Consider the following 25,274-nt stretch of genomic DNA (forward strand, 5'->3'; position numbering starts at 1 on the left):
CGGGATGAAACAACTGCTGTTACCGGCCGCTGCAGCCCTGCTGCTCGGTGGCTGCGTCAACCTGTCAGGGGCTCTGAAGGAAGACCCGACCGCTGATCAGTTCTATGTCCTGGACACCCGTTACTTCCAGTTTTGCAAGGGCGAAACACGGCGCTGCCAGGAGCTGACGTCCATCGTATCGGTACGTTACAAACTGGGGCCGATTGAAGAAACCTATGGTGAACGGATCAAGGGCCCGAACTACCCCGCCAGCCTGGCAAAGCTGATCCTCACCCCGCCGGATGGCAGCTACAGCAGTGAAGCGGTTGATGCAGAGAGGCGTTACTATCGTGTTCCCGTGAACAGCAAGACCGACACTGTCTGGAACACGCTGGAAGCCGCCTACGGCAGCATTTATCAATAAGGCAGCCGCAACAGACCGGAAGCCGTAGCAGTGGTTACGGCTGAAACTTCTGCAGCATCCATCTCTCGCAGTTGGGCAATGAACGCGGCCACTTCCGCCACACGGCAGGGCTCATTTCGCTTAGCCCTGTGCCCCTGCAGCGGCATATCCGGCGCATCGGTTTCCAGCACCAACCACTCCAGCGGCAGCTCAGCAGCCAGTCTTCTCAGTTTACGCGCCCGTTCGTAGGTAACAGCCCCACCAAAACCCAGCTTGAAACCCAGTTTTGCATACTCCCGCGCCTGCTGCTCGCTGCCGGAGAACGCATGCACGATACCCGCCCGGGGCAGGTGCTGACGACGCAGCAACTTCAAAACCCGGTCGTGTGCTTTGACCGCATGCAGCAATACCGGCAGGTCGTGAGCCTTTGCCAGTTTCAGCTGCGCTTCCAGCAGCTGCTCCTGCTGTGCTGCCCCCTCTTGTCCGGAACGCAACTGTGCAGGGCGAAAGTCCAGGCCGATCTCGCCCACCGCCACTACGGTTCCTGCCGCCAGCGAAAGCATCTCATCCAGCCGTGCCAGATCGTACTCAATATCATGACTGAAACAGGGATGCAGACCCAAAGCAGGATACAGGCTTGGATCTGAAGCACACAGATCCAGAACCCGCTCAAAGTTATCCACCGTGATCGACGGCACCACAATCTGCTCAACACCCGCAACGTGCGCGCACTCAATTACCGCTGCTCGGTCAGGATCAAAATCAGCAAAATCAAGGTGGCAGATGGTGTCGATCAGCAATCAGTGCTCCCGCGTTGCGCGGAACTGGATATCCGGCCAGCGCTCTTCGGTCAGTGACAGATTCACCCGGGTTGGCGCCAGGTAGGTCAGCAGGCCGGAGCCATCCACCGCCAGATTGTCGTAGCCCTTGCGGCGGAAATCTTCCAGCATCTTGTTATCACTGCACTCCACCCAGCGTGCAGTCTGTACGCTGATCGGTTCGTACACGCACTCGACCTTGTACTCGTCCTTGAGACGGAACACCACCACTTCAAACTGCAGCTGTCCGACAGCACCAAGGATCAGGTCGTTGTTCTTCAAAGGCTGGAATAGCTGAACCGCGCCTTCTTCCGACAGTTGCTGCAAACCCTTCTGCAGCTGTTTCATTTTCAGCGGATCGATCGGGCGTACACGGCGAAACATTTCCGGTGCGAAGTGCGGAATACCGGTGAACTTGAGGCTCTCGCCAGCGGTAAAGGTATCACCGATCTGGATGGTGCCGTGGTTGTGCAGACCGATGATGTCACCAGACCAGGCTTCTTCCACGTTCTCACGATCGCCGGCGATAAAGGTTACGGCATCAGCAATGCGGATATCCTTGCCGATACGCACATGTTTCATCTTCATGCCCCGAGTATAGGAGCCAGAGCAGATGCGCATGAAAGCGATACGGTCACGGTGCTTCGGATCCATATTAGCCTGGATCTTGAAAACAAAACCGCTGAATGCTTCCTCACTGGCCGCTACTTCACGGCTTTCGGTCGGACGCGCCGGCGGTGCGGGTGACCACTCGACAAAATCATCCAGCATCTCTTTCACGCCGAAATTGCCCAGTGCCGTACCGAAAAACACCGGCGTCATTTTACCTTCCAGATAGGCCTGTTGATCCCACTCATGACAGGCGCCCTTGACCAGTTCGAGCTCGTCAACCAGCTCGTCATAGTCATCTTCCAGCAGCGCGCGGGCCTCTTCCGAATCGAGCCCCTGAATGCGTTTGTCTTCCGGCAGCTTGTGGCCCTGACCCGGAGTGAACAGGTGGATGGTATCGGTGTAGAGGTTATACACACCCTTGAACCACTTGCCGGAGCCAATTGGCCAGTTGATCGGGGCCGCCTGAATCTTCAGCACCTCCTCAATCTCGTCAAGCAACTCGATCGGGTCACGAATATCACGGTCCATCTTGTTAACGAAGGAGAAGATCGGCGTATCGCGCAAGCGACACACATCCATCAGCTTGATGGTGCGCTCCTCAACGCCCTTGGCACCGTCCACCACCATCAGTGCCGAGTCCACAGCGGTAAGAGTACGGTAGGTATCCTCGGAAAAGTCTTCGTGCCCCGGTGTATCCAGCAGGTTGACGGTACGGCCGTTGTACGGAAACTGCATCACGGAGGAGGTGATGGAAATACCGCGCTCCTGCTCCATGCTCATCCAGTCAGATGTGGCATGCCGGTCGCTGCCACGCCCCTTGACGGTACCCGCCACCTGAATCAGCTGCCCAAGCAGCAGCAGTTTTTCGGTGATGGTGGTCTTACCGGCATCCGGATGCGAGATAATGGCAAAGGTGCGGCGTTTGGAAACTTCCTGAGCGATGGACATGAATTCGGGTCTTCTGTTCTGGACAGGGACAGGGCGTTGCGCCCCGTGTGTGCGGTTGATCGTCAATGGCGGGTATTTTCGCTGATCACACCGGGTTAAACAATGTCCGTTTTCACTCAGCCCAGGCAACAGCATCGTGTGGGTGAAGGCTTTCAAGATGCTTGACCTGAGTACGTGGCGCCCTGAAGTGGGCTTGCAGGGCATCCTGTATACGCCGGGCCGCATCCTCCACAAACATCAAATTGGCGCCATTAAGCGCCGCAAACGCCTGCTCATCCGCCCGTTTCACTGCGGTTTGCACCGGTGTCGCAACGGCAGCCTCAATAGTATCAATCAATGCAAGCAGCGCCAGCGAAGGGTCGGTTGCCTTCAGGCCCACGCTGACACGCGCTTCACTGCGCTGGCTGTGTGGCGTTGCCAGTGTAGCGTTGCGGCGAAGCCAACTGGCCATTTCTTCACGATTAAGGGGCTGATCTCCGGGAAAATCGTCAAGAAAGCGACGTTCCACAAGCTGTCGTGCCAGCGCCGCCGAACAGGGACAGGTTGAGGAGTACTCCACAACCACTTCGGCACGCAGGCTGAAGCGGCCCTGTACCAGTTGGGCATTCAGCCTGACAGGGTATGATTTCCAGCCCGCCAGAGCCTCAGATACCAGCGCCGCCCGGCGCACCAACAGATTAAACGAAAGACCGATACGCGCACTGCTGCTGTTGCAGTCCCGGTGACTGTCGATCATCGCCTGCAGTACCTGCTGTATGCGCTCAGGTGTCAGCGCATCCTCACCCAGGCCATCCAGCAAACGGTAAAGACGCGACATGTGAATACCCTTGATATGCGCAGCCGGCAGATCCACCTGAGCATCGGCACACGCATGCAGACTCCGCCGGTAACCCGGCTCTGTCAGCGTAACGGGCAGATCAATGCCCTGCATCCCAACCCACTGCAAAGGGGTCATAAATGGGGCGTCGTCGGTCAAGGACACATCGGGCAGTACTGCGTTCATAGGCATGTCGCTCTCAAAAAACTGCGAGTATTCAGCCAGCCCACGGGTGTTCTGCCCACGGGCGACCATCGAATTAATGTTATGATATAACATATAATAAGACTTTGAATACCGTTACGCCCCCCGTGTATCAACCCTGATTGGACTCGCGCTTGAAGCGGGCAAACATCCGCTCTCCCAGCACCAACATGCAAGGGGTTAGCAAAAGAGTCAGCAGGGTGGCAAAGGTCAACCCACCGGCAATGGCGCTGGAGAGTTGCGTCCACCACTGGGTCGAGGGCGCACCAAAGCCCAGGCTGGGTTCCAGCAGGTTGACGTTAACGCCGACCACCAACGGCATCAATCCCAGCACCGTGGTGATGGCGGTGAGCAGTACCGGACGCATGCGCAGACAACCGGTTTCCAATGCTGCATCTACCGGCGACATGCCCTCACTGCGTAACTGGTTGTAAGTGTCGATCAGGACGATATTGTTGTTCACCACAATACCGGCCAGCGCAATGATGCCCATACCCACCATGACAATGCCAAACGACTGGCCATTGACCAGCAGCCCGATCAGAACACCTGCCGTCGAAAATACGATGGCCGACAGCACCAGCAGAGTCTGGTAAAAGCTGTTGAACTGGATCACAAGAATCAACATCATCAACAGGATTGCAGTGATGAAGGCACTGATCAGGAAGCTGGCCGACTGCTGCTGATCCTCACCTTCGCCCCCAACACTGAGGCTTACACCCTCAGGCAAATTACTGTCACTGGCCTCCAGCAGCGCTTGCAGCCGCTCTGCCACTTGATAGCCTGGCGCCACATCGGCCTGCAGTGTAATGGTCCGCTGACCGTCCACGCGGCGCAGGGTGCCAGTCTTATGAGACGGCTGCAGCGTCACGAAATGACTCAGTGGCATTTGTCCACCATTGCCAGTCAATGTCATGCGCTGCAGCTGATCCAGGCTGCGCCACGACTCGGGCAGGCGCACACGAATATCAACTTCATCCAGCGCGTCTTCAGGCCGCCAGGTAGCCAGCAACAAACCATTACTGACCATTTGCACGGCATTACCGACGGATAGCACATCCGCACCGAAGCGAGCGGCCTCCTCCCTGTCCACCTGCAGCTGCCACTCGATGCCCGGCAGGGCACGGTCATCCTCGATATCCACCAGGCCGCCCAGCTCAACCATGGCACTGCGCACCCGGCTTACCGCCTGATCCAGTGCTGTGCTGTCCTGTGAACTGAGTTTCAACACCACCGGCTTACCGGCGCTGGGGCCCTCCTCCTGTTTGCGAAATTCAAGCTTCAACCCGGGAAGATCAGCGGTTCTATCACGCATGTCATCCAGGATGGTGGCCGCCGGACGGCGCTGATACCAGTCGATCAGCTGAAACTGCAGTATTCCAATCACGTCTTCAGCCATTTGCCCGTCGGCCATGGCAAAACTGCGCGCGTACAGCACCTCGACCTCAGGCATGCCAAGCAAACGCTGCTCTACCCCCTTGACCAGCGTGTCCCGCTCATACACGGACAGATCACCACGGGCGTGAATCAAAACCTGGGCGGACTCCGGCTCCACATCCGGAAAAAACTCAACGCCATGGTTAAAACGACCATAAAAAGCGTAAACCAGAAGCATGGCCAACAGCATCGCCGTCAACGTTTGTCCGGGCCTTGCCAGCAAAAATGCCAGCGTGCGGCGATAGCCATGGCCCAGCCTGCTGTTGCGGCTTTTCTGTGGCGACAGGCGCCCACCTCCGCTGACCTGTCCCATAACCGGCAGAAACACCAGTGCCATCGCCAGTGACGCCAGCAGGCAAAGGATCACGGTAGCTGGCAGGTATTTCATGAACTCACCCACGATACCCGGCCAGAACAGCAAGGGCAGGAACACCATAACAGTTGTGGCAACGGAGGCGATCACCGGCCAGGCCATGCGACTGGCAGCACCAGCCCAGGCCTCAGCCGGGGTCATCCCCTGCTGGCGGTTACGATCAGCCAGTTCAGATACCACGATTGCACCGTCCACCAGCATTCCGGCCACCAGTATCAGCGAGAACAGCACAATGATGTTCAGCGTGAATCCCAGCATGTAGATCAGCAGAATACCGGTCAAAAAGGCGCCGGGGATGGTCAGCCCCACCAGTAACGATGAGCGCAGCCCAAGCGCCGCCAGCATTACGATCAACACCAGCACTACCGCCGTCAACACGTTATTGAGCAGATCGGTAAGCAGTTCCTGCACCTCTTCCGACTGATCCATCACGTAGTGCACCTGCACCCCCTCGGGCAGCAGTGGGCGCGCCTGCTCGATCAACTCCTTGATCTGATCAATGGTGTCGATGATGTTGGAGCCGGCACGCTTGGACACTTCCAGCACCACACCCGGTTGACCATTGATACGCGCAAAGCCGGTGGGGTCCTTGAAGGTTCGGCGCAACACTGCCACATCGGAGAAAGTGACGACCCGATCATCTTCCACCTTGACCGGCATGTTGAGCAGATCTTCGATATTTTCGATCACGCCGGGCACTTTCAGCGGCAACCGCCCCGAACCGGTATCAAGGCTGCCGGCGGCGACCAGCCGGTTATTGTTGCTGACCAGCTGGTAGAGGGCGGCATAGTCCACGTTGTAGCTGTCCAGTACCTGAGGGTCGACAATGATCTCAAGCAGGTCTTCACGATCACCGCCGATATCCACTTCAAGCACATCGGCAATACCTTCTATTTCCTGCTTGAGCCGACGCGCGGTTCCAACCAGTTCAGCTTCACTCACCGGGCCGGAAAGGGCTATGGACAGCACCGGAAAGAGGGCGATATTGATCTCGTTCACGCTGGGTTCGTCGGCCTCAGCCGGCAGTTCGGTGCGGGCGGTATCAACCTTCTCACGCACATCCGCCAACGCGGTTTTGGGGTCAAAACCGGCATCGAACTCCAGCATCACCGACGCGTGTCCTTCCGCGGCGATGGAAGTCATCTCCTTCACTCCTTCGAGCGATCGCAACTCCTGCTCCATCGGCCGCACCAACAGCCGCTCTGCATCCTCGGGGCTGATCCCTTCAAGGCGCATGGAAACATAGATATAGGGAATGGTGACATCCGGGTTGGCCTCCTTGGGAATTGTCACCCATGAAGCAAACCCAGCCGCAAGCAGGATCAGCAACAACAGCAGAGTGGCTCTGCTGCGGTTCATTGCGGCCCGAATCAGCGCATCCATCAACGCGACTCCGACGCTTGATCAACCTTGACCTGCTGACCCGGCGAGACAAAGCCCCCGCCCAGCGTGATCAACCGAATTTCTTCCGGCAACCCACTCACCCAACTGCCTTCGGTTCCGGTACTGATCAACTGCACCGGGGCAAACTGTACCCGGTCGTCCGGCTCCAGATACAACACACCCAACTGACCGCCTTCACCCAGCGTCAGCAGGGCTGTGGAGATCCGGTGAGCATCCACGCTACCGATATCGATCCGAACCGTGGCGCTGGCGCCGGCGATTCTGAGACCTTCGGGGTTTTCCAGCCGAATCTCCACTGTAAAACTTCGGGTGGCGCTATCCGCCTCCCTTGAGATGTGACTGACAACACCGCTGAAAGTACGTTGATCCAGCAAAACCACTTCTGCTCGTTGCCCCAGCTCGAGCCCGGCCACCTGTTGCTGCGGCACCTGCGCTCGCACTCGCAGCACTGCCGTATCGAGCAACCGCCCCCACACTTGACCGGCAACCAGATAGTCCCCCAGGTCCACATCGAGACTGTCAAGTACGCCTGCGAAAGGTGCGACCGGACGTGTGTGTTCAAGTTCAAGTTCTGCACTGCGTACTGCCTGCTCAGCAGCGGCCAGCTCACTTTGTAATCGCAACAGGTCGGTTTGTGCATTCAGTCCCTGCCGACGCAAACTCTGTCCGGCTTCCAGCTGACTGCGGCTATAGGCTAGCTGGGCACGCGCCTGCGACAGTCGGCTGCGGCGGTCGTCTTCCGACAGTTGCAACAGAAGATCGCCCTTAACAACCTGAGCACCCCGCCCTACCGGCAGAACATCGACTGTAGCACTGATCTGTGCACGCAAATCCACACTTTGCCAGGGCTCTACCTGCCCCTGCAGCACAATTTGTCGACGATAGGGCTGAGCCGCACTCAGCCTGGCAGCGACCGTAATCGGCTGTGCTACGGGAGCAGCCGCTTCAGGTGCATTGTCACGACTGCTGAGCAGTTCTCCGCTGAACAGCCACACCAGCAACGCCAGCGTGAGCAGCAAGGCTAGATGACCAAAACCGGGGTTGAATTTCATGGCCTGACAAGACTCCGTTTCGGGCCTGAATCGGGGGATAAAAGCTGGCTTAAGACTACCATTGCCATGGTGCAGGGTCATCCGGTTTCAGCTTTAACCCTGCCGTTTCTACTGCTACTCTTTGAGCAAACTTCAGGAAGGAAACCACCTCCCATGACCGCAAAAACCGGATTTCGTACCCGCATCGCGCTCCCCTTTGTTATTACAGCCGCAGCACTGGTCTTTGTCGGGCTGTTCAGCGTCAACACCAGTCGCAATTTGGTCTCAGACACCGATGACCTGGCCAGCAACTACCTCCCGGCAATCAGCGAAATTCTTAACGGGGATCGTGACCTCTATCAGGCACTGGTAGCACAAATGGCGGCCGTCGATGCGGGCACCAACCTGCAGGAAGCCGACGCACAAGTCGCAAGCTTTGACGAAAATACTCAGCAGGCGCATGACCGTTTCAATCAGGCTGTTGCGCGCCTTCGCGGTACCGGTATCTCGAGTTCGTCCGAGGGATTTGAGCAGGCTTTCCGGCAGTGGGAAAGCTCGGCTCGTCAAGTGATGGAACTGGCGCGAAGCGGTAACCCTGAACGTGCACGTGCCTTGTCACATCAGGTCACACAGCCGCTGTTCAGCCAGCTGCGCGACTATTTCGACCGGGTAGGCTCCCATACCGAGCAGCTGGCTCAGGAGAAAGCCGCCGAGGCATCCTCGGAAGGCGTCAGCAGTTCGGTCACCACGTTGATCATTACCTTGCTGGCGCTTTTGCTCAGCCTGGCCCTGTTCTTTATTTTCATGCGTCTGATTCTGCGCTCCATCACCGCTCTGCGTGAGCAGCTTGACAACATTGCCAAGGGCGAAGGCGACCTCACCCAGCGTATTCCGGTTGAAAGCAACGACGACCTGGGTCGACTGGCCAGCAGCTTCAACCTGGTATTGAGTAATCTGCAGCAGATGATTGGCAGTATTCAGAGCCTGAGCCGTGACTTGGGACAGGAGTCAGGTCGCCTGGCCTCGGCAGCTCAGGATAACGATGCAGGTGTCAGCCGCCAGACTGATGCCATCTCCATGGTGGCAACGGCCATCAATGAGATGCAAAGCGCCATCGAAGAGGTGGCAGGCAACGCTTCACGAGCCGCGGACATAACCCGTGAAGCGGATCAGACCGGCCAGCGCAGCGCCGAGATCATTCACCAGTCTTCGGCGCAGGTGCGACGACTGGCCGAACAGACCGAGAAGGCGGTGACCTCAATCCGAACGCTCGCCGACAATTCCAACGAGATCAGCAGTGTGCTGGATGTGATCCGTGATGTGGCTGAGCAGACCAACCTGCTGGCGCTCAACGCGGCCATCGAAGCCGCCCGCGCAGGCGAACAGGGACGCGGTTTTGCAGTGGTGGCCGACGAAGTGCGTACCCTCGCCAGACGTACTCAGGAGTCCACTGAAAACATACAGAACATGATCAGTCGACTGCAGGGTGGCGTTTCTGAAGTCGTCACCGTAATGGAAACCGGCAGCAAAGAAGCCAGTGCCACCGAATCTCTCTCCAGCAGCGCCGAAGCCGAGTTACAGACCATCTTGCAGGCGATCTCTCATATTACCGACGTCAATACCAGCGTAGCCTCCGCTACCGAACAGCAGACTCAGGTCGTGGATGAGATCAACCGCAGCATCACCGAAATCAATGATTTGGCCACACAGGGGGCCGACCGCTCACGAGACATCGGCAGCATCAGCCGCTCACTGGATGGGTATGCCCAGCAATTGCAGCAGCAGACCGGTCGTTTCAAGGTGTAATGCCGCACCGCAACTGAGCAGGCCTGCACCAGTGTACAGCACAGCGGCGGTACCCATTACCGCCGCATCACCCCACTTAACATAACAACTCCTTTAAAAACATAAAGTTGATAAAACTGGCCCCTCTTTTGCTGTAACCATATCAACCTTCGGGCCCCGGCGGCCCTGACAAACTGACTGTATTCGGATAATGGCGTCCGTCACCTCTCTGCCCCACCGGCAGAGCCGGTGCGGGCGCTTTTTTTATGTCCCGTCGCCAGTTTTTCTCGACCGCCAGATAACACAGACCGGCATACAACTGACCTATCTCTGAGGTGACACCATGGCTTATCTGATCCCATCCGAATTCGTGACCAAAATGGTCGACGCAGGCGAATCCAAAATTCACATGTCCACCCGCGATACCCTGATCCGCGCCTATATGGCCGGCGCAATACTGGCGCTGGCCGCTGTATTTGCCGTGACCGTGGCGGTACAGACCGGTGTTTTCCTGATCGGGGCACTGCTGTTTCCGGTCGGCTTCATCATGCTCTACCTGATGGGGTTTGACCTGCTGACCGGCGTATTCATGCTGACCCCATTGGCCTGGCTCGACCGACGCCCTGGCGTAACCTGGCCGCAGATTCTGCGCAACTGGGGACTGGTTTTTGTGGGCAACTTTGCTGGTGCACTGACCGTCGCATTCATGATGTCCTACATCTTCACCATGGGTTACAACACCGATGGCGGCGCCATTGCCGAGAAGGTAGCCCATATTGGTGAGTCACGCACCCTGGGCTATGCCGCCTACGGTTTCGATGGCTGGATGACAATCTTCATCCGCGGCATGCTGTGCAACTGGATGGTATCAATGGGCGTTGTCGGCGCCATGATCTCCACCCATGTCAGCGGCAAGGTTCTGGCAATGTGGATGCCGATCATGCTGTTCTTCTTTATGGGCTTCGAGCATTCGGTAGTGAACATGTTCCTGTTCCCGTTTGGCCTGATCATGGGCGGCGACTTTTCGGTGATGGACTACATGATCTGGAATGAGATCCCCACAGCACTGGGCAACCTGGTCGGTGGTCTGGCCTTCACCGGACTCACCCTGTACACCACCCATGTGCGTACTGCGGCCAAACGCAAACTGGCGGCCAACACTTCTGCTGTCAAACCGGCATCCGCGTCGGCCTGATTACAGCCATCCATCCGCGCAGCGCTTTTCCGGGAGCGCTGCGCTGTTGTATTCAGGGGAGAGAAACCATGCCGCCAGGACTACAGCTCAGTCTGGGCCAGTATTCAGACGCAGGACGTAAGGACTGCAATCAGGACTTTTACGGTGCGCTTATCCCCACCGAACCTCAGCTCAGCCTCAAAGGCGCCGCTTTTGCCATCGCCGATGGCATCAGTTCCAGTGATGTCAGCCAGATCGCCAGTTCAGCGGCGGTCAGAGGCTTTCTTGATGACTACTTCTGTACCAGCGACACTTGGAGCGTTAAGACTGCCGCGGAAAAGGTGCTGTTCGCCACCAACTCATGGCTTTGCAGCCAGACCCGTCACAGCGAGCACCGTTTTGACAGGAACCGGGGGTATGTTTGCACCTTCAGCGGGTTGATTATCAAGGGCCACAGCGCACACCTTCTGCATGCCGGCGACAGCCGCATCTACCGGGTTCGCAACCGCTCGCTGGAACAGCTCACCAAGGATCATCGCTTGTGGATATCACGTGAAGAAAGCTATCTGAGCCGTGCACTGGGCATTGAAGACTGTCTTGAATTGGACTACGACTGCCTGACGCTGCAGTGCGGCGATCTGTTTCTGCTTGCCACCGACGGGGTCTACGAGCATCTGGATGCACAGTATCTGCTCGATCTTCTGGAACAACATGCCGAGGATCTGAACCAGGCTGCCCGATCAATTGTGGAGGCGGCGTTCGCACAGGGCAGCCCTGACAACTTGACCCTGCAGATTCTGCGTATTAACCGCCTGCCTTCTGCAGAGCATCAGGTGGTGCAGCAACAGGTTGAACAGCTTCCCCTGCCACCAACACTGGAGCCCGGCATGGCGTTTGATGGCTACCGGATCCTGCGTGTGCTGCACGCTACCAGTCGCAGCCATGTGTTTCTTGCCCAGGACCTGACCTCAGACGAACAGGTTGTCATCAAGACCCCCTCTATCGACCTGGGCGAAGACCCGGCCTACCTGGAGCGCTTCATGATGGAGGAGTGGATCGCCAGACGCATCGACAGCCCACATGTACTGAAGGCGATAACGCCCGGGCGACCTCGCCGGTTTCTCTATACCGTCACCGAATATATCGACGGCCAGACATTGGCTCAGTGGATCAATGACCACCCCTGCCCTGAGCTGGAAAACGTGCGCAACATCATCGATCAGCTCGCTCGTGGTTTACAGGCATTTCATCGCCGCGAAATGGTGCATCAGGACCTCAAGCCCGACAACATCATGATCGACACCAGCGGAATAGTCCGCATCATCGACTTCGGTGCTACCCGCGTGGCCGGCATCGTTGAGTCGTCCCATGCACTGGAGCAGCCCCATCTGCAGGGTACTGCACTCTATTCGGCCCCTGAATATTTTTTGGGCGAATACGGTGACTGGCGTGCCGACCTCTACTCACTGGGCGTGATCACGTATCAGATGCTGTCCGGTCGGTTTCCTTATGGTAACAGGGTCGCACGCACCCGTACCCGCGCCGCTCAGCAACGCCTGAGTTATGACTCGGTGCTGGAGCGGGAACGCGAGATTCCCACCTGGATCGATGACACCCTGGAACGGGCGCTAAAGCCTGACCCGACCAAGCGTTACGAGAGTCTTTCAGAGTTCGTCTACGATCTGCGCCATCCCAACCAGCGCTTTCTCAACCGTACACGCGCGCCACTGCTGGAGCGCAATCCGGTATTGTTCTGGCAAGGTGTTTCTCTGGTGCTGGTGCTGTTGGTGATCCATTTGCTGCTGCGCCCCAACTGAAAGGACGCCGGCTGCTTGACAGGGTATCGGTGCATCAACACTCGATACCCCATGAAGCCAACAACGGTGATGCCGTCGATGGCGGCCATTCACTCAATGCCGACTTCAACCCTGTCACCGTTGAATCTGGCCGGCCAGCGAGGCAGAACGACATCCGGTTGTTCCAGGCAAACGCCGTCATGCAACCGGAAATGCTGCTTGTAAAGCGGCGCAGCCACTGACCATTCACCCTCCAATTCACACAATATCCCCCAGGCCAACACCTCCGCCTGAGAGAAGGGGTCACGATGGCACAGCGCATAAAGTTGCTCTTTAGCAGGATCTGGCCAGTACAATGCGGCGGCCTGATCACCAATTTTGACCGCCACACCCGACCTGGGTACCAGGTCATCACGGCTACACAGATCCTGCCATTGCAAGCTGTTCATTATACCTCCTCCACGGCCAGTTCGCGGGCCGGAATCAACTGTTCTCGCTCAACGACTTGTACAATCCGTGCTCGGCCCGGTTCATCCGAATTGACGAAGCTGCGGAAGCGCTTGCGCCGGTTGGGGTCATCTACTGCCTCTTTCCACTCACAGCGATAACTGTCGACGACATGCTGCATGCGGGATTCCAGCTCTGCCGCCAACCCCAGACTGTCGTCGATCACAACCTGCCGCAGGTAATCCAGACCACCTTCAAGGTTTTCCATCCACACTGAAGTACGCTGCAGGCGGTCCGCGGTGTAGATGTAGAACATCAAAATACGGTCGATATAACGTACCAGGGTTTCATCATCCAGGTCGGTCGCAAACAGGTCGGCATGACGTGGCTTCATGCCGCCATTACCACAGACATAAAGATTCCAGCCGTTTTCAGTGGCAATCACGCCAATATCCTTGCTCTGGGCCTCGGCACATTCGCGGGTGCAGCCTGATACGGCCATCTTGATCTTGTGCGGCGCGCGCAGGCCCTTGTAGCGGTTCTCGATCTCGATCGCCATGCCAACGCTGTCCTGCACGCCAAAACGACACCAGGTACTGCCAACACAGGATTTCACCGTTCGCAGCGACTTGCCATAGGCGTGACCGGTCTCAAAACCGGCCGCAATCAGCTCTTCCCAAATCAGTGGCAGTTCATCCAGCGCCGCACCGAAGAGGTCAATCCGCTGGCCACCGGTGATCTTGGTATAGAGTTGGTATTTCTGCCCTATTTCACCCAGCACGATCAACATCTTCGGTGTAATCTCGCCGCCCGGAATGCGCGGCACCACCGAGTAGGTACCGTTTTTCTGCATATTGGCCATGAAGGTGTCGTTGGTGTCCTGCAAAGGCACCAGTTCGGGGCTGTGGATAGGTTCATTCCAGCAGCTGGCCAGCATGGAGCCGACGGCCGGTTTACAGATTTCACAACCGCCGCCATGTCCGTGACGCTGAATCAGCTCGTCAAAAGTCTTGATCCCATCTACACGGATCAGGTGGAACAGTTCCTGACGAGTATGGCTGAAATGCGCACAGAGCGAACGATCGACCTGTACGCCGCGCTTTTCCAGCTCCGCATCCAGCACGGTCTTGAGCATGGCGGCACAACCACCACAGCCGGTGGCGGCTCGGGTGCTGGCTTTGAGATCGGCCACCGACACGGCACCATCATTCATCGCCTCGCAGATATCACCCTTGCTGACGTTGTGACAGGAGCAGATGGTGGCCGTCAGTGGCAGCTCGGCACTGCCCGCACTCGGCAGTCCGCCCTCAGAGGCCGGCAGAATCAATGCTTCCGGCTGCTCCGGCAGCGGCATGTCATTCAGTGCCAGCTGCAGCAGTTGATCGTAGCCGCTGTTGTCTCCAATCAGGATGGCACCCAGCAGGCGCTTGCCATCCTCCGAGACCACCAACCGACGATAGACGCCGCTGCGCTCATCGCTGTAGCGGTAGTTCTGACACCCCGGTGTATGGCCGTGAGCATCACCGATCGAGCCCACATCCACACCCAGCAGTTTCAGTTTCGTCGACATGTCGGCACCCTGAAAATATGCCTGGCCATCACCAACAAGATGCGACAGGGCCGCTCGTGCCATGGCATAACCCGGTGCAACCAGACCGAAATGACGCCCGTTCCACACCGCACACTCGCCAATGGCATAGATGTCAGGATCGCTGCTGCGGCAGTACTGGTCCACCTCAATACCGCCACGCTCACCCAGCTGCAGGCCAGCCTCACGGCCCAGCATGTCCTGCGGCCGGATACCGGCGGAATACACGATCAGGTCGGTCTCCAGCTCGGTAGCGTCGGCAAAGCTCATCTTCATCCTTGCACTGTCACCCCGAATGATCTGCTGCGTCGCCTTGTCGGTATGTACCGCAACCCCCAGCGTCTCAATTTTGTGGCGCAGCAGGGCTCCCGCTTCGTCATCCAGCTGTACCGGCATCAGCCGGGGTGCAAACTCGACCACATGTACCTCCAGCCCCAGCCGCTTGAGGGCGTTGGCGGCTTCCAGGCCAAGCAGTCCACCGCCGATCACCACGCCGACATTGGCACCCTCGGCACTGGCGCGAATCGCATCCAGGTCATCCAGTGTTCGGTAGACCAGGCAGTGTGGCTGAGCCCCGCCGGGGATGGGTGGAACGAAGGGCCATGAGCCTGTCGCAAGCACCAGTTTGTCGTAGCTGTATTCCCCCCCCTGGGTGTGCAGTGTTTTGCATTGGGGATCAATGGACAGAACCGACTCACCCAGTTTGAGGCTCACGGCGGGGTGTTGATACAACCCCGGTGACCCCAGCCTCAACGCGTCGGCACTGCCCGAATCAAAATAGTCTGACAGGTGTACCCGATCATAGGCGGGATACCGTTCGGCCCCGAAAACCATCAGTTCACTCTGCTCAGCAGCTTCACTGGCCAACCACTGTTCCACAAAGTGATGTCCGACCATGCCGTTGCCAATCACGGCCACACGCCGGGGGCGGCGGGTACCGGTGCAGTCTGTCTGTTTCATACGGCACTCTCTTAATTTCAGATAAAAAAAAACGGTGTCACTCTGTCACTGCATATGCAGCAAGGAGTGGACACCGTTGTCCAAAAAACCACTTGATGAGCGTCTGACCTCAGGTCTGACCCACAACAGTTGCTGCAGGGTTTATGCCAACCGGTCAATAACAGGCGGGAACGGGACTTTTACCCGAACAACACCCGCAAGGGCGGTTCAAAAAGGTGCAAGCCGGGTCGAAATGACCCTTAACAGGGCACGGAAAAACATGATTACGATTGTCCCAGCCCGTCACAGGCGGCTATCAGACGAGCCGCCAGATCGGCCAGCCGGATGTTGGCCTGCATCGCCTGTTGCCGCATCTGACGATAGGCCTGCTCTTCACTGAGGCCGTGAAACTGCATCAGCAATCCCTTCGCCCGCTCTATCTGCTTGCGTTCATCCAGAGCCGAACGCGCTAGCTCCAGCTCTTTCTGAACCTGTTCCAGATGACGCGCCTGAGTCAGTAACAGGTCATATACCGTATCGTTCAACCCCCCGCCTTCATGTCCGGGACTGCGCAGCAGCTCAGCCATGGGTGTCAGGTTGACCGGAGCCGTACGCTGCGCAGCGGCTTCAATCAGGGTGTTAAGCTGTTGCCGGTGATGCCTCAGCTCCGCTTCAGCCGCTGCGGTCTTGTCACGGCTCTTTTGCAGCAGGCGCTGCTCCAGATGGGCTTCAAGCTGTTGCATGCGATCAATGCGGCAGGTGGCCAGCTCATACCAAAGCTCACTCAATGGCATCGGTACTTCGTCTTTAGGCTGCAGCCGGCTGAACATGCCCCGCAGGCGTAACAGCTCGGCTTGCTCCGGCATCGCCTGCAGCTCGTGCCAGAGTGCCAGCGGCTCTGCCTCTGCATAACAGGTGAAGGTATCAAAACTGCGTTGCTGGGCATCCTGCAGGTTTATCAACCGCTCCAGCTGCTCGGCCTCGAACCGACCTGCCGCGAAGCCGATTGCTCCCCAGGCACGCTCCTGCCCCGCGTACTCCTTGCCCTGTATGAAGTTGAATGTCGCGACCAGAGCCCGCGTCAATTCCGGATCGCCACAGCTGTCCGCCAGTTCAAAAATGACCGCCAGCAAACGGGCAATCAGCTCACTGAGCCAACAGGTGAGCGTTGCAGCCTCCAGTTGTTGCTGCTGCACCTGAGCACGCAGCAGATCCAGCTCTTCCAGCTGCAGCAGTACCGCCGCGATGCAGTTGCACAGGCGCATTCCCGCCGGTGCACTGCCTGTGCCGGGCACCAGGTCTGCAACCCCCTGGCGAAAGGCCTGCTCGGCCACACGGCTACGCGCGACCTGCTCCGGGTGTTGACGGGCAAAGCACTCGCCGCCGGAGGCCAGAAAAACATTTGAAATACCGCGTTCACGCTGCAGCTCATGGATTAACCGTCCGGTCAGAATCGCTTGTTGGCATCCCACGGCCAATTGCCTCAGTGCCTCAATCTCGGCCTCACGGGCAGCCAGCAGAAAGCGGTGGGTCAACGGTGAACTTGGGGCTTGCATCGGCGGCCTCACAGCGTAGAAGTTGCAGAGATACCGTCTGCACAAGCAATTTACGTTCCAGCTCTTGTGACTGGCACCGGTTTTGCTTGTCTATTTCTGCTTAACATTTGAATCAAGGCAACGACGCCTGCTCCGTGATCGCCAAACCGGTCACGGGCAGGCGTTTTTTTATGAGGGACGGAGCATGTTTACGCTTTTGGCACGTTCATTTGCCGGAATACGGTTAGCCTTACCGAGCCGACAGACACTGTTCGGCAGCCGTTTAACCCGCATCGACAACACTTCCCCCGGGCGCGTGGATCTGGTGGGTGCCGGCCCCGGAGATCCGGAGCTGATCACTCGCAAGGGCTGGCGTCTGATTGAGCAGTCCGAGGTGCTGCTGTATGACGCACTGGTCAGCCCTGAGCTGATGGCGCAGATACCGCTGCATGTGCAGCGCATATATGTCGGCAAGCTGAAGGGGCGACATTCACACTCTCAACGCGAAATTTGTGAGCTGCTGGTCAAGCTGGCTCGGCAAGGGCACCGAGTGGTAAGGCTCAAGGGAGGCGACCCGCTGATATTTGGTCGATTGGGAGAAGAGTTGAATGCACTGAGGGCCGCCGATATTCCGTTCAGTATTGTACCCGGCATCAGCGCTGCAGCCGGCTGTGCCGCCAGTTGCGGATTTCCGCTGACCGAGCGAGGACAATCTGCACGACTGAGGCTGATCACGGCCCATTCCTGTGATGACAGTGAAATCAATTGGCAGGATCTGGCGCGGGCGGATGAAACATTGGTTTTTTACATGGGGCTGTCGATGGCCGCTGCCATCAGTCACGGCCTGCAGACTGCCGGTCTGCCTCCGGACTGGCCTGCGCTGCTGGTCGAAAAGGGTACCCGAGAGGACCAGCGCACCCTGGCCTGCACGCTGGCGGATCTGCCACAAACGGTGCAACAGCACCGATTACAGTCACCGACGTTGATTTATATTGGATCAGTGGTCAGTCAACACCACAGTTCCCCCACTGGGGTATCGACCGAAAACCGGTCCGCAACCTGAGCCTGCAGCAGCTCGGCACAGGCCAGCGCGTCGGTCAGAGCATGATGAGGGCGATAGTGAGGCAGATGATAGCGCTCGCGGCTCTGAGCCAGGCGGATTGAAACCGGCCTGCGTCCGCGCAGACGATCCCAGAGGCTCAGAGGTCTGCGACGGTGCAGACGGGCTTCAAGCTCCATGGTATCAATCACCGGAAACTCGATTCCTTCGCCAATTCGTGCCTGCAGGGCCGCATTGAGAAAGCTGCGTTCGATGCCGCGATGGTGCACGACCCCAACTCTGCCACGCAACTGTTCCAGCAACTGATCCAGGATCTGGGACAGATCAGGTGCTGCCGCTATCTCTGAATGGGTGATGCCATGAACCACCACCGACTCAGTGCTGAGCCGAGCACGGGGCTTGACCACCCAATGACGCGCACCGGCACAGTGAATACGGCTCAGACTCATCGGCATCAGCCCGATACTGACAATGCCGCCCTTCCGGGGGTCCAGCCCAGTGGTTTCGAAGTCGATCGCCACCAGCGGCACGTCCTTCAGCGGCGTATCCGGCATCACGGCACCCGCCTGATAAAAGTCCTTCAGCGCCGGGTAGCGTGCCTGCCGAGCCAGTTCGGCAAACCGGGCCGACCAGTCGCTCACCTGCAGGTCTTGGGCATCCTTAGCCGGCTCTTCCTGCAGGGCATTCCGATCCAGATAGAACATCAGTTCGGGCGTCCGGGCTGATAACGATATTTCAGAAACTTCTGCGCGTGGCTCAAAATCTGGAACGCGTCCTTGAGATTCTTGCGCTCGAAGTCGGACAGGTTTTCCGGCTCCACGTTATTGTCCGGTTCCTGTCCCGCTTCAAGGTCCAGCGCCTGATGCCGTATCCGTACCATGGAGATCAACTCCAGCGCATCGCGCAGGTCCGGCCCACGTCCTGGGGGCATCACCGACGCATCGATCACATCACGCAGACGCTCGAAAGAGTTGCTCGCCCGAGACCCGACAGCCAGTGCATGCACGCGAATCAGGTCTGCCACCGGTGCCGTCCCGCGCCGCTTCATGTTAATCGAGTTAGTGTGCCGGCCATCGGTCTCCATCACGAAGTCCTTGAAGAACCCCAGCGGTGGCGTACGCAAAAGTGCATTGCGTGCCATACAGGCCAGGAAGCGAGGATTACGTTGCGCTTTGCGCCTGATCAGGTCATTCAGCATCTCGGCCCAACGGGTCCTGCCCCACACACCCTCCAGATCGAAGAATATGGCACTGTTGAGCAAAAACTCCGGTGTCGGTTTGTCTATCCACTCAGTGAAGTACTGCTCCCATACCCGCAGCGGCTGACGCCATTTCGGGTTGGTGGCCATGATTTTGCCGCTGCAATAACTGTAGCCACAGGCATCCAGCCCATCACAGACAAACTCCGCCAGCGCCTTGAAGTAGGCTTCATGCTGTTGCGGATCATAGCGGTTATCGAGGATCATGGCATTGTCCTGATCAGTCACGATCAGCTGCTCCTCCCGCGCCATGGAACCCAGTGCCAGAAAACAATAAGGCACCGGAGGCGGCCCCAGTTCGGCCTCGCCCAACTCCAGCAGACGCTGTTTGAAGCTGCGACCGATCACCGCCATGGCACCGCCGATCATGCGCGAGTTGGCGTCCTCGTTCACCATGCGGGTGAAACAGGCGCGTACATCCTGCTTCAGTGCCACCAGCTCCTCCACACTCTGTGCCCGGAAGATGCTGCTGACCACAAACAGGCTGTTCTGCGACTCGTAGCGGATGATGTCGGAGAGGGCGATCACCCCGATCGGCTGCCGGTGTTTCAGAACCGGAAGATGGTGCACATTGAAACGCAGCATCAGCAGCATCGCTTCAAACACGAACTGGGAGTGCTCAACGTACCGAAGCTCGGAAGTCATGATCTCGGTAACCGGCGTATCGTAGCCGAGTCCCGGAGAGACCAAACGATTGCGAATATCCCTGTCGGTGATAATACCCGCCATGCGGCTGTCACGCTCGGGATCATCGTTCGCATCCAGAATCAGCAGAGACGACACACCCTCTTCCGTCATCCGAATGGCCGCCTCGCGCGCCGTGGCCGTAACCGGCAGACACACAGGCTCACGACTCACCAGGGTTTCAACCCTGGATGTCATCAACTCATTGGCATCCTCACGCCGCGCCACCGCTTGGCGCAGACGGGTGCGGTCTTCCACCTCAACAATATCAGCAAAGCCTTCGTTATTGTCGAACAGGTCGTTGAACAGGGGCTCGGCAATCAGATACACCAGCGTGTCTTCCAGCGCCACTACAGGAAATCGCACCCGCTTGTTGCGCAGCAGGCCGAACTCACCGAAGAAACCTCCTTCACTCAAACGGTTGTAAAGATCACCGTTACGTCGGAACACCTCAACGGCACCGCTGCGGATGATGTACCAGTCACTGATATCTTCACCAAAGTTCAGTATCTGGCTACCCGCCTTGAAATAGGCGACTTCAACCTGTCCCGCAACCTGCCCCAGGGTTTCCTCGGACAGCTCCGTAAAGGGAGCAGTACGGCGCAGGAAATCGAGTATTTCGATATGTTCAGCCTGCTGCGTCTCAACCATGGGTGATCAAACCCTCGGCTCGGAGGCTAGCCCTTTCACCATCGAGAAGGCTGCGACCAGCAACACGATGGTAAACGGCAAACCGGTCGACACTGCCATCGCCTGAAGCGCGACCAGCCCCCCGCCAAGGATCAACGCAATGGCCACCAGCCCTTCAAACGTACACCAGAACACGCGCTGTGGCGTCGGCGCATCCACCTTGCCACCGGCTGCGATTACGTCGATGACCAGCGAGCCAGAGTCGGATGAGGTGATAAAGAACACCACCACCAGAATGATCGCGATGAACGAGGTGATCTGCGCCAGCGGCAATACGTCCAGCATGGTGAACAACTGCAGCGGCAGCTCCGCGTCGGCCACGGCGTCGTAGCCCGCATTCACCACCTGGTCGATGGCGGTGGTACCAAACACGGTCATCCACAACACGCAGGCCAGCGAGGGCACCAACAGTACCGAGATGATGAATTCGCGTACGGTACGCCCCCTGGACACGCGCGCGATAAACATGCCTACAAACGGACACCAAGAGATCCACCAGGCCCAGTAAAACGCGGTCCAGCCAGATGCAAAGTTGCTGTCCTCACGCCCAACGGGGTTAGCCAGCTCCGGCAGATAGGTCAGATACGCCATCAGGTTATCGAAGAAGCCGGTTGCAATGGCCAGCGTCGGCCCAACGATGATCACGAACGCCAGTAACAAGACCGCCAGCACCATGTTTATTTCAGACAGTCGCTTCACCCCGGCATCCAGACCGGCCAGTACTGAAACCAGCGCTATGGCGGTGATCCCGATCACCAGAACAATCTGTGTCGTGTTGCCCAGCGGAATACCGAACAGATAGTTCAAACCTGATGCAGCTTGAGAGGCACCGAAGCCCAGAGAAGTAGCCAGGCCGAACAGGGTCGCCAGCACGGCCAGAATATCAATGACATGTCCCGGCCAACCCCAGACTCGCTCACCCAGAATCGGATAGAACACCGAACGGATTGTCAGCGGCAGACCCTTGTTGAAGGAGAACAACGCCAGCCCCAGTGCCATGACGGCATAGATTGCCCAAGGGTGAAGCGCCCAGTGGTAGATGGTGGCGGCCATGCCCAAGCGCGCAGCCAATTCGGCATCCCCCCCAGCAGCCCCCAGTGGCGCCCAGTCGGTTCGAACGCCGTTCTCGATGCTAATGCCACCAAAGGCCGAGCTGAAGTGGGACAGTGGCTCCGAAACGCCGAAGAACATCAAGCCGATACCCATACCAGCAGCAAACAGCATGGAAAACCAGCCGGCGTAGCTGTAATCCGGTGTGGCTTCAGTCCCGCCGAGGCGTACCCGGCCAAGTGGGGTGAAAATCAGCACCAGACAGATAATCACGAAAATGTTGGCTGCACTGATGAAAAACCAGTCCAGATTGGTAGTCAGCCAGCCACGAAGGCTGCTGAACAGCGGTTCCACCTGGCTTTGAAAAACCAGGGTAAGCAGTACGAACGCGATCACGGCAAGGCCGGAGATCGCAAAGACGCGGTTGTGGATATCCAGGCCGAAAGGGCCTACGTTGACAACGATGTTATCCTGACCGATCTGGTAGTCGGTATCGATCGGATTCACATCACCATCGGGGATCATGGGGTCTTTATTGGCCGCCATTTGGTTTGTCTCCCTCAGGTCAGATTTGAAACGTTTACCTTTTTAGTATGTTGGATCGGGTTATACTTTCGCAAGTCGTAGCCTGCCGGCCGTCACCGTTTGTGCGACGCTTTGTCGCACAAAGGCTGGACCACATACGTGCCGTTGGCAGGTATACTGCCCCATTAACCTTAGCGTAATTCCTCCGGGGCTGCTGTGCTGAGCGGATTTCATCACCACCTGCTGCAACTGACCTATATCCGTACTCTGGTGCTTTTTGCCCAGAGTGGCGCTCTGCTGTTCGCTCTGTTTGTACTGCATCTGACACTGGATGTATGGCTGCTTGGGTCCACTCTTGCAGCTCTGGCACTGCTGAATGTGATGACGTTTGCACGCCTGCACTCGCGCTGGCCGGTGACCGAACTGGAGTTCTTCAGCCAGCTCTGTGCCGATGTCGTGCTTTATGGCTGCCTGCTGTACCAGAGCGGTGGCGCCACCAATCCGTTCATCTTCATGCTGCTGATTCCGTTGCTTGTCAGTGCCGCCACCCTTGGCGCTCGATACACCCTGTTGATGGCCACCATGCTGGTAGTGCTCTATACCTCACTGCTGCGCCACTACATACCGGTACTGAAGTTGGAACAGGGTCACCAACACCGGATTTTCGATTTGTATGACCTTCACATCACCGGCATGTGGATCAATTTTCTGTTTACCGTCCTGCTGATCAGCTGGTTTATCGTGCGCATGCATCAGACCCTGCAGCGCGGTGAACAGCGCTTGCAGGCCGAACGTGAACAACATATTCGTGATCAGCAGCTGCTTGCGCTGGCCACACTGGCCGCCGGTACTGCGCACGAGCTGGGTACCCCGCTGTCCACCATGCAGGTTACCCTGCGTGAAATGGAGCTGGACCATCCTGGTGACGCGTTACTGCAGGATGATATCGCTCTGCTGCGCCAGCAGGTGGCCACCTGCTCGGCACGGCTGCAGCAGATGAGTCGCAGCGTGCAGGAAGAACAGCAACGCAGCCATGGCCGTATCGCCGTTACCGAACTGCTTGAGCGCGTGATTGAAGAATGGACCCTGATGCGCCCCGAAGTCAGCTACCGCATACCCCCGTTTCCTTCTGGCCCGGCACCAAGGGTGAGCGCTTCTATAACACTGCAACAGGCATTGCTTAACCTGCTCAACAATGCGGCCGATGCCCACCCCGAGGATATCGAGATTGCGCTGAGCTGGGACAGTGAGCGTATCCTCCTGCAAGTGCATGACCAGGGTCCCGGGCTACCGCTGGAACAGGCCGATCAACTGGGCAAACCGTTTGTAACGACCAAGGGGCGAGGGCTGGGTATTGGCCTGTTTCTCACCTCTTCCACGCTGGCTCGACACCAGGGTGAAGTGCGCCTTTACAGCCACCCGAACGGGGGCACCCTGACTGAAGTTGAACTGCCGATCATACCCGAGCCATTCAAGGGAGCTGACGTATGACCCGACATTTTCTGATTGTGGACGATGACCCGGCCTTTACCCGTGTACTGGCCCGTGCCATGACCCGGAGAGGCTTCGAGGTTCAGGTCGCACGCGACGTAGCAACAGCCGTTGCGCTGGCCCATCAACAGGCGCCAGACCTGGCCACTGTGGATCTGAAAATGGAGGGCCCATCCGGCCTGTGCCTGATTCCTCAGCTCAAACAGCTGAATTCAGAGGTACGCATTCTTGTGCTGACCGGCTATGCCAGCATTGCCACTGCTGTCGAAGCAATCAAGTCGGGGGCACATAACTACCTGCCCAAGCCGGCTGATGCCGATCAGATCCTGCGGGCACTTGAAGGTGAAGCAGAGGCTTCAGAGCTGAACAGCGACATTCCAGACACACCGATGTCGGTCAACCGGCTGGAATGGGAACATATCCAGAAAGTTTTGCATGAGCACGAAGGCAATATCTCAGCCACGGCACGGGCACTGGGGATGCATCGCCGCACTCTGCAGCGCAAGCTTGCCAAGCATCCGGTGCGGCGCTGACGTCGGTAGAGCTATTGCTCATCAATGTAATGGCGGGCGTCGAATGTACGGATCCAGTCAGGATGAAACACCATCATGCCGGTCATGATAATGCCGTTCAGCAGTCCTTCGGGGAACATGATAAGCGGCAGAAAGCGCACATACTCCAGATAGATTTTGGCCCAGGGATACACACCATCGGCCCACAGCAGAAGTGCCATCGCCATGCCGCCAACAGCGGTTGCCACACCGGCACCAAAGAAGGCACACAGAAACAGATAGACAAAGAAGTTGCGCGGCAGTTTTGCTTCAACCAGGCGCAGTACCGCCATACTGGCAAGCGCCGGCAACACAACTGAACAGAGCACATTGACACTCAACGTGTCCCAGCTTTCCCGCCCGATCAGGGTCATGCCCAACAATGCCAACGTGCCAGACAGGATGGCCAGGTCCCAGCCAAACATCAGCGTCAGCGTGGTCATACCGAGAAAGTGAATGCCCAGCCCGGGCGAGATGCCGGCCCGCATGGTCCACATCAGCATCAGTACAACGGTTGCGCCAAACAGAAGATGCTGCAGCCGGCGCTGCTGCATCAGCACTGACCAGGGAGCAGTCTTCAGCGCCAGCAACAGCACCAGCAGCGCTGCCAGGCTTGCCGCCCAGAGCCAGCCCCCACTGATCAGTCCCTGTGTCAGACTCATTTCGGCTCACTCC

The 25,274-nt window shown here is 57.8% G+C and carries 19 protein-coding genes; 7 read left to right on the top strand and 12 right to left on the bottom strand.

Annotated features, from left to right (window positions below):
* Positions 1 to 4: 4 nt before the first annotated feature.
* Positions 5 to 403, top strand: a complete 399-nt coding sequence (locus CFI10_RS16125; RefSeq protein ID WP_206836370.1) for a hypothetical protein — start codon at positions 5 to 7, stop codon at positions 401 to 403.
* Here CFI10_RS16125 and CFI10_RS16130 read toward each other — a convergent pair.
* The 5 genes from CFI10_RS16130 to CFI10_RS16150 form a co-directional block, all read right to left on the bottom strand.
* Positions 397 to 1,182 (bottom strand): TatD family hydrolase, encoded by a 786-nt coding sequence (locus CFI10_RS16130; RefSeq protein ID WP_206836373.1) that lies wholly within the window; start codon positions 1,180 to 1,182, stop codon positions 397 to 399. The genes CFI10_RS16125 and CFI10_RS16130 overlap by 7 nt on opposite strands.
* Positions 1,183 to 2,760, bottom strand: a complete 1,578-nt coding sequence (locus CFI10_RS16135; RefSeq protein WP_206836376.1) for a peptide chain release factor 3 — start codon at positions 2,758 to 2,760, stop codon at positions 1,183 to 1,185.
* Positions 2,761 to 2,872: 112 nt separating this feature from the next.
* The gene (gene folE2 / locus CFI10_RS16140; RefSeq protein ID WP_206836379.1) at positions 2,873 to 3,763 is read right to left on the bottom strand and encodes a GTP cyclohydrolase FolE2; all 891 of its coding nucleotides are present in this window, start codon (positions 3,761 to 3,763) and stop codon (positions 2,873 to 2,875) included.
* 130 nt (positions 3,764 to 3,893) lie between these two features.
* Positions 3,894 to 6,974, bottom strand: a complete 3,081-nt coding sequence (locus CFI10_RS16145; protein WP_206836382.1) for an efflux RND transporter permease subunit — start codon at positions 6,972 to 6,974, stop codon at positions 3,894 to 3,896.
* Positions 6,974 to 8,047 carry an efflux RND transporter periplasmic adaptor subunit gene (locus CFI10_RS16150; protein ID WP_206836385.1) on the bottom strand — a complete coding sequence of 358 codons (1,074 nt, stop codon included), beginning with the start codon at positions 8,045 to 8,047 and terminating at the stop codon, positions 6,974 to 6,976. The genes CFI10_RS16145 and CFI10_RS16150 overlap by 1 nt, the downstream gene beginning before the upstream one ends.
* Positions 8,048 to 8,200: 153 nt before the next feature.
* Between CFI10_RS16150 and CFI10_RS16155 the strand changes: the two genes are divergently transcribed.
* The 3 genes from CFI10_RS16155 (at position 8,201) to CFI10_RS16165 (ending at position 12,802) form a co-directional block, all read left to right on the top strand.
* Positions 8,201 to 9,832, top strand: coding sequence for a methyl-accepting chemotaxis protein (locus CFI10_RS16155; protein WP_206836388.1), 1,632 nt, complete (start codon positions 8,201 to 8,203; stop codon positions 9,830 to 9,832).
* Between the two features lie 322 nt (positions 9,833 to 10,154).
* Positions 10,155 to 11,006, top strand: coding sequence for a formate/nitrite transporter family protein (locus CFI10_RS16160; protein ID WP_206836391.1), 852 nt, complete (start codon positions 10,155 to 10,157; stop codon positions 11,004 to 11,006).
* A 68-nt stretch (positions 11,007 to 11,074) separates the two neighbouring features.
* Positions 11,075 to 12,802: a bifunctional protein-serine/threonine kinase/phosphatase gene (locus CFI10_RS16165; RefSeq protein ID WP_206836393.1), complete on the top strand. Its 1,728-nt coding sequence runs from the start codon at positions 11,075 to 11,077 to the stop codon at positions 12,800 to 12,802.
* 89 nt (positions 12,803 to 12,891) lie between these two features.
* Here the strand turns inward: CFI10_RS16165 and nirD are convergent, their stop codons facing one another.
* From nirD to CFI10_RS16180, 3 genes are all read right to left on the bottom strand, one after another.
* A complete protein-coding gene (nirD, locus tag CFI10_RS16170) occupies positions 12,892 to 13,230 on the bottom strand; it encodes a nitrite reductase small subunit NirD (protein WP_206836396.1) in 339 nt (112 codons plus the stop codon).
* On the bottom strand, positions 13,230 to 15,776 hold the full coding sequence (nirB, locus tag CFI10_RS16175; protein WP_206836399.1) for a nitrite reductase large subunit NirB: 2,547 nt from the start codon (positions 15,774 to 15,776) through the stop codon (positions 13,230 to 13,232). The genes nirD and nirB overlap by 1 nt, the downstream gene beginning before the upstream one ends.
* 263 nt (positions 15,777 to 16,039) lie before the next feature.
* Complete coding sequence (locus tag CFI10_RS16180) at positions 16,040 to 17,311, bottom strand: nitrate regulatory protein (protein WP_206836402.1); 1,272 nt, start codon at positions 17,309 to 17,311, stop codon at positions 16,040 to 16,042.
* A 184-nt stretch (positions 17,312 to 17,495) separates the two neighbouring features.
* On the opposite strand from CFI10_RS16180, the gene cobA reads away from it, so the two are divergent.
* Positions 17,496 to 18,353: a uroporphyrinogen-III C-methyltransferase gene (cobA, locus tag CFI10_RS16185; protein WP_206836404.1), complete on the top strand. Its 858-nt coding sequence runs from the start codon at positions 17,496 to 17,498 to the stop codon at positions 18,351 to 18,353.
* On the opposite strand, the gene CFI10_RS16190 is transcribed toward cobA, so the two are convergent.
* From CFI10_RS16190 to CFI10_RS16200, 3 genes are read right to left on the bottom strand one after another with little or no spacing between them, the layout of a single operon-like run.
* Positions 18,299 to 19,054: a 3'-5' exonuclease gene (locus CFI10_RS16190; RefSeq protein ID WP_206836408.1), complete on the bottom strand. Its 756-nt coding sequence runs from the start codon at positions 19,052 to 19,054 to the stop codon at positions 18,299 to 18,301. The two genes, cobA and CFI10_RS16190, sit on opposite strands and share 55 nt — an antisense overlap.
* On the bottom strand, positions 19,054 to 20,943 hold the full coding sequence (locus CFI10_RS16195) for a DUF294 nucleotidyltransferase-like domain-containing protein (protein WP_206836410.1): 1,890 nt from the start codon (positions 20,941 to 20,943) through the stop codon (positions 19,054 to 19,056). Before CFI10_RS16195 ends, CFI10_RS16190 begins: the two co-directional genes overlap by 1 nt.
* Positions 20,944 to 20,949: 6 nt before the next feature.
* The gene (locus CFI10_RS16200) at positions 20,950 to 22,578 is read right to left on the bottom strand and encodes a BCCT family transporter (protein ID WP_206836414.1); all 1,629 of its coding nucleotides are present in this window, start codon (positions 22,576 to 22,578) and stop codon (positions 20,950 to 20,952) included.
* 195 nt (positions 22,579 to 22,773) lie between these two features.
* On the opposite strand from CFI10_RS16200, the gene CFI10_RS16205 reads away from it, so the two are divergent.
* Both CFI10_RS16205 and CFI10_RS16210 read left to right on the top strand, forming a co-directional pair.
* Positions 22,774 to 24,048 carry an ATP-binding protein gene (locus tag CFI10_RS16205; protein WP_242530026.1) on the top strand — a complete coding sequence of 425 codons (1,275 nt, stop codon included), beginning with the start codon at positions 22,774 to 22,776 and terminating at the stop codon, positions 24,046 to 24,048.
* Positions 24,045 to 24,581 carry a response regulator transcription factor gene (locus CFI10_RS16210; protein ID WP_091826856.1) on the top strand — a complete coding sequence of 179 codons (537 nt, stop codon included), beginning with the start codon at positions 24,045 to 24,047 and terminating at the stop codon, positions 24,579 to 24,581. The genes CFI10_RS16205 and CFI10_RS16210 overlap by 4 nt, the downstream gene beginning before the upstream one ends.
* 11 nt (positions 24,582 to 24,592) lie before the next feature.
* Here the strand turns inward: CFI10_RS16210 and CFI10_RS16215 are convergent, their stop codons facing one another.
* Complete coding sequence (locus tag CFI10_RS16215; RefSeq protein WP_091826855.1) at positions 24,593 to 25,261, bottom strand: energy-coupling factor ABC transporter permease; 669 nt, start codon at positions 25,259 to 25,261, stop codon at positions 24,593 to 24,595.
* Positions 25,262 to 25,274: the final 13 nt, after the last annotated feature.

This window comes from Marinobacterium iners (assembly GCF_017310015.1).
GTDB classification, from domain to species: domain Bacteria; phylum Pseudomonadota; class Gammaproteobacteria; order Pseudomonadales; family Balneatricaceae; genus Marinobacterium; species Marinobacterium iners.

Excerpts from the sequence above, each read along its gene's own strand:
- CFI10_RS16125 (WP_206836370.1), top strand. The coding sequence starts at position 5 with ATGAAACAACTGCTGTTACCGGCCGCTGCAGCCCTGCTGCTCGGTGGC.
- CFI10_RS16135 (WP_206836376.1), bottom strand. The coding sequence starts at position 2,760 with ATGTCCATCGCTCAGGAAGTTTCCAAACGCCGCACCTTTGCCATTATC.
- folE2 (WP_206836379.1), bottom strand. The coding sequence starts at position 3,763 with ATGAACGCAGTACTGCCCGATGTGTCCTTGACCGACGACGCCCCATTT.
- CFI10_RS16145 (WP_206836382.1), bottom strand. The coding sequence starts at position 6,974 with ATGGATGCGCTGATTCGGGCCGCAATGAACCGCAGCAGAGCCACTCTG.
- CFI10_RS16150 (WP_206836385.1), bottom strand. The coding sequence starts at position 8,047 with ATGAAATTCAACCCCGGTTTTGGTCATCTAGCCTTGCTGCTCACGCTG.
- CFI10_RS16155 (WP_206836388.1), top strand. The coding sequence starts at position 8,201 with ATGACCGCAAAAACCGGATTTCGTACCCGCATCGCGCTCCCCTTTGTT.
- CFI10_RS16160 (WP_206836391.1), top strand. The coding sequence starts at position 10,155 with ATGGCTTATCTGATCCCATCCGAATTCGTGACCAAAATGGTCGACGCA.
- CFI10_RS16165 (WP_206836393.1), top strand. The coding sequence starts at position 11,075 with ATGCCGCCAGGACTACAGCTCAGTCTGGGCCAGTATTCAGACGCAGGA.
- nirD (WP_206836396.1), bottom strand. The coding sequence starts at position 13,230 with ATGAACAGCTTGCAATGGCAGGATCTGTGTAGCCGTGATGACCTGGTA.
- nirB (WP_206836399.1), bottom strand. The coding sequence starts at position 15,776 with ATGAAACAGACAGACTGCACCGGTACCCGCCGCCCCCGGCGTGTGGCC.
- CFI10_RS16180 (WP_206836402.1), bottom strand. The coding sequence starts at position 17,311 with ATGCAAGCCCCAAGTTCACCGTTGACCCACCGCTTTCTGCTGGCTGCC.
- cobA (WP_206836404.1), top strand. The coding sequence starts at position 17,496 with ATGTTTACGCTTTTGGCACGTTCATTTGCCGGAATACGGTTAGCCTTA.
- CFI10_RS16190 (WP_206836408.1), bottom strand. The coding sequence starts at position 19,054 with ATGTTCTATCTGGATCGGAATGCCCTGCAGGAAGAGCCGGCTAAGGAT.
- CFI10_RS16195 (WP_206836410.1), bottom strand. The coding sequence starts at position 20,943 with ATGGTTGAGACGCAGCAGGCTGAACATATCGAAATACTCGATTTCCTG.
- CFI10_RS16200 (WP_206836414.1), bottom strand. The coding sequence starts at position 22,578 with ATGGCGGCCAATAAAGACCCCATGATCCCCGATGGTGATGTGAATCCG.
- CFI10_RS16210 (WP_091826856.1), top strand. The coding sequence starts at position 24,045 with ATGACCCGACATTTTCTGATTGTGGACGATGACCCGGCCTTTACCCGT.
- CFI10_RS16215 (WP_091826855.1), bottom strand. The coding sequence starts at position 25,261 with ATGAGTCTGACACAGGGACTGATCAGTGGGGGCTGGCTCTGGGCGGCA.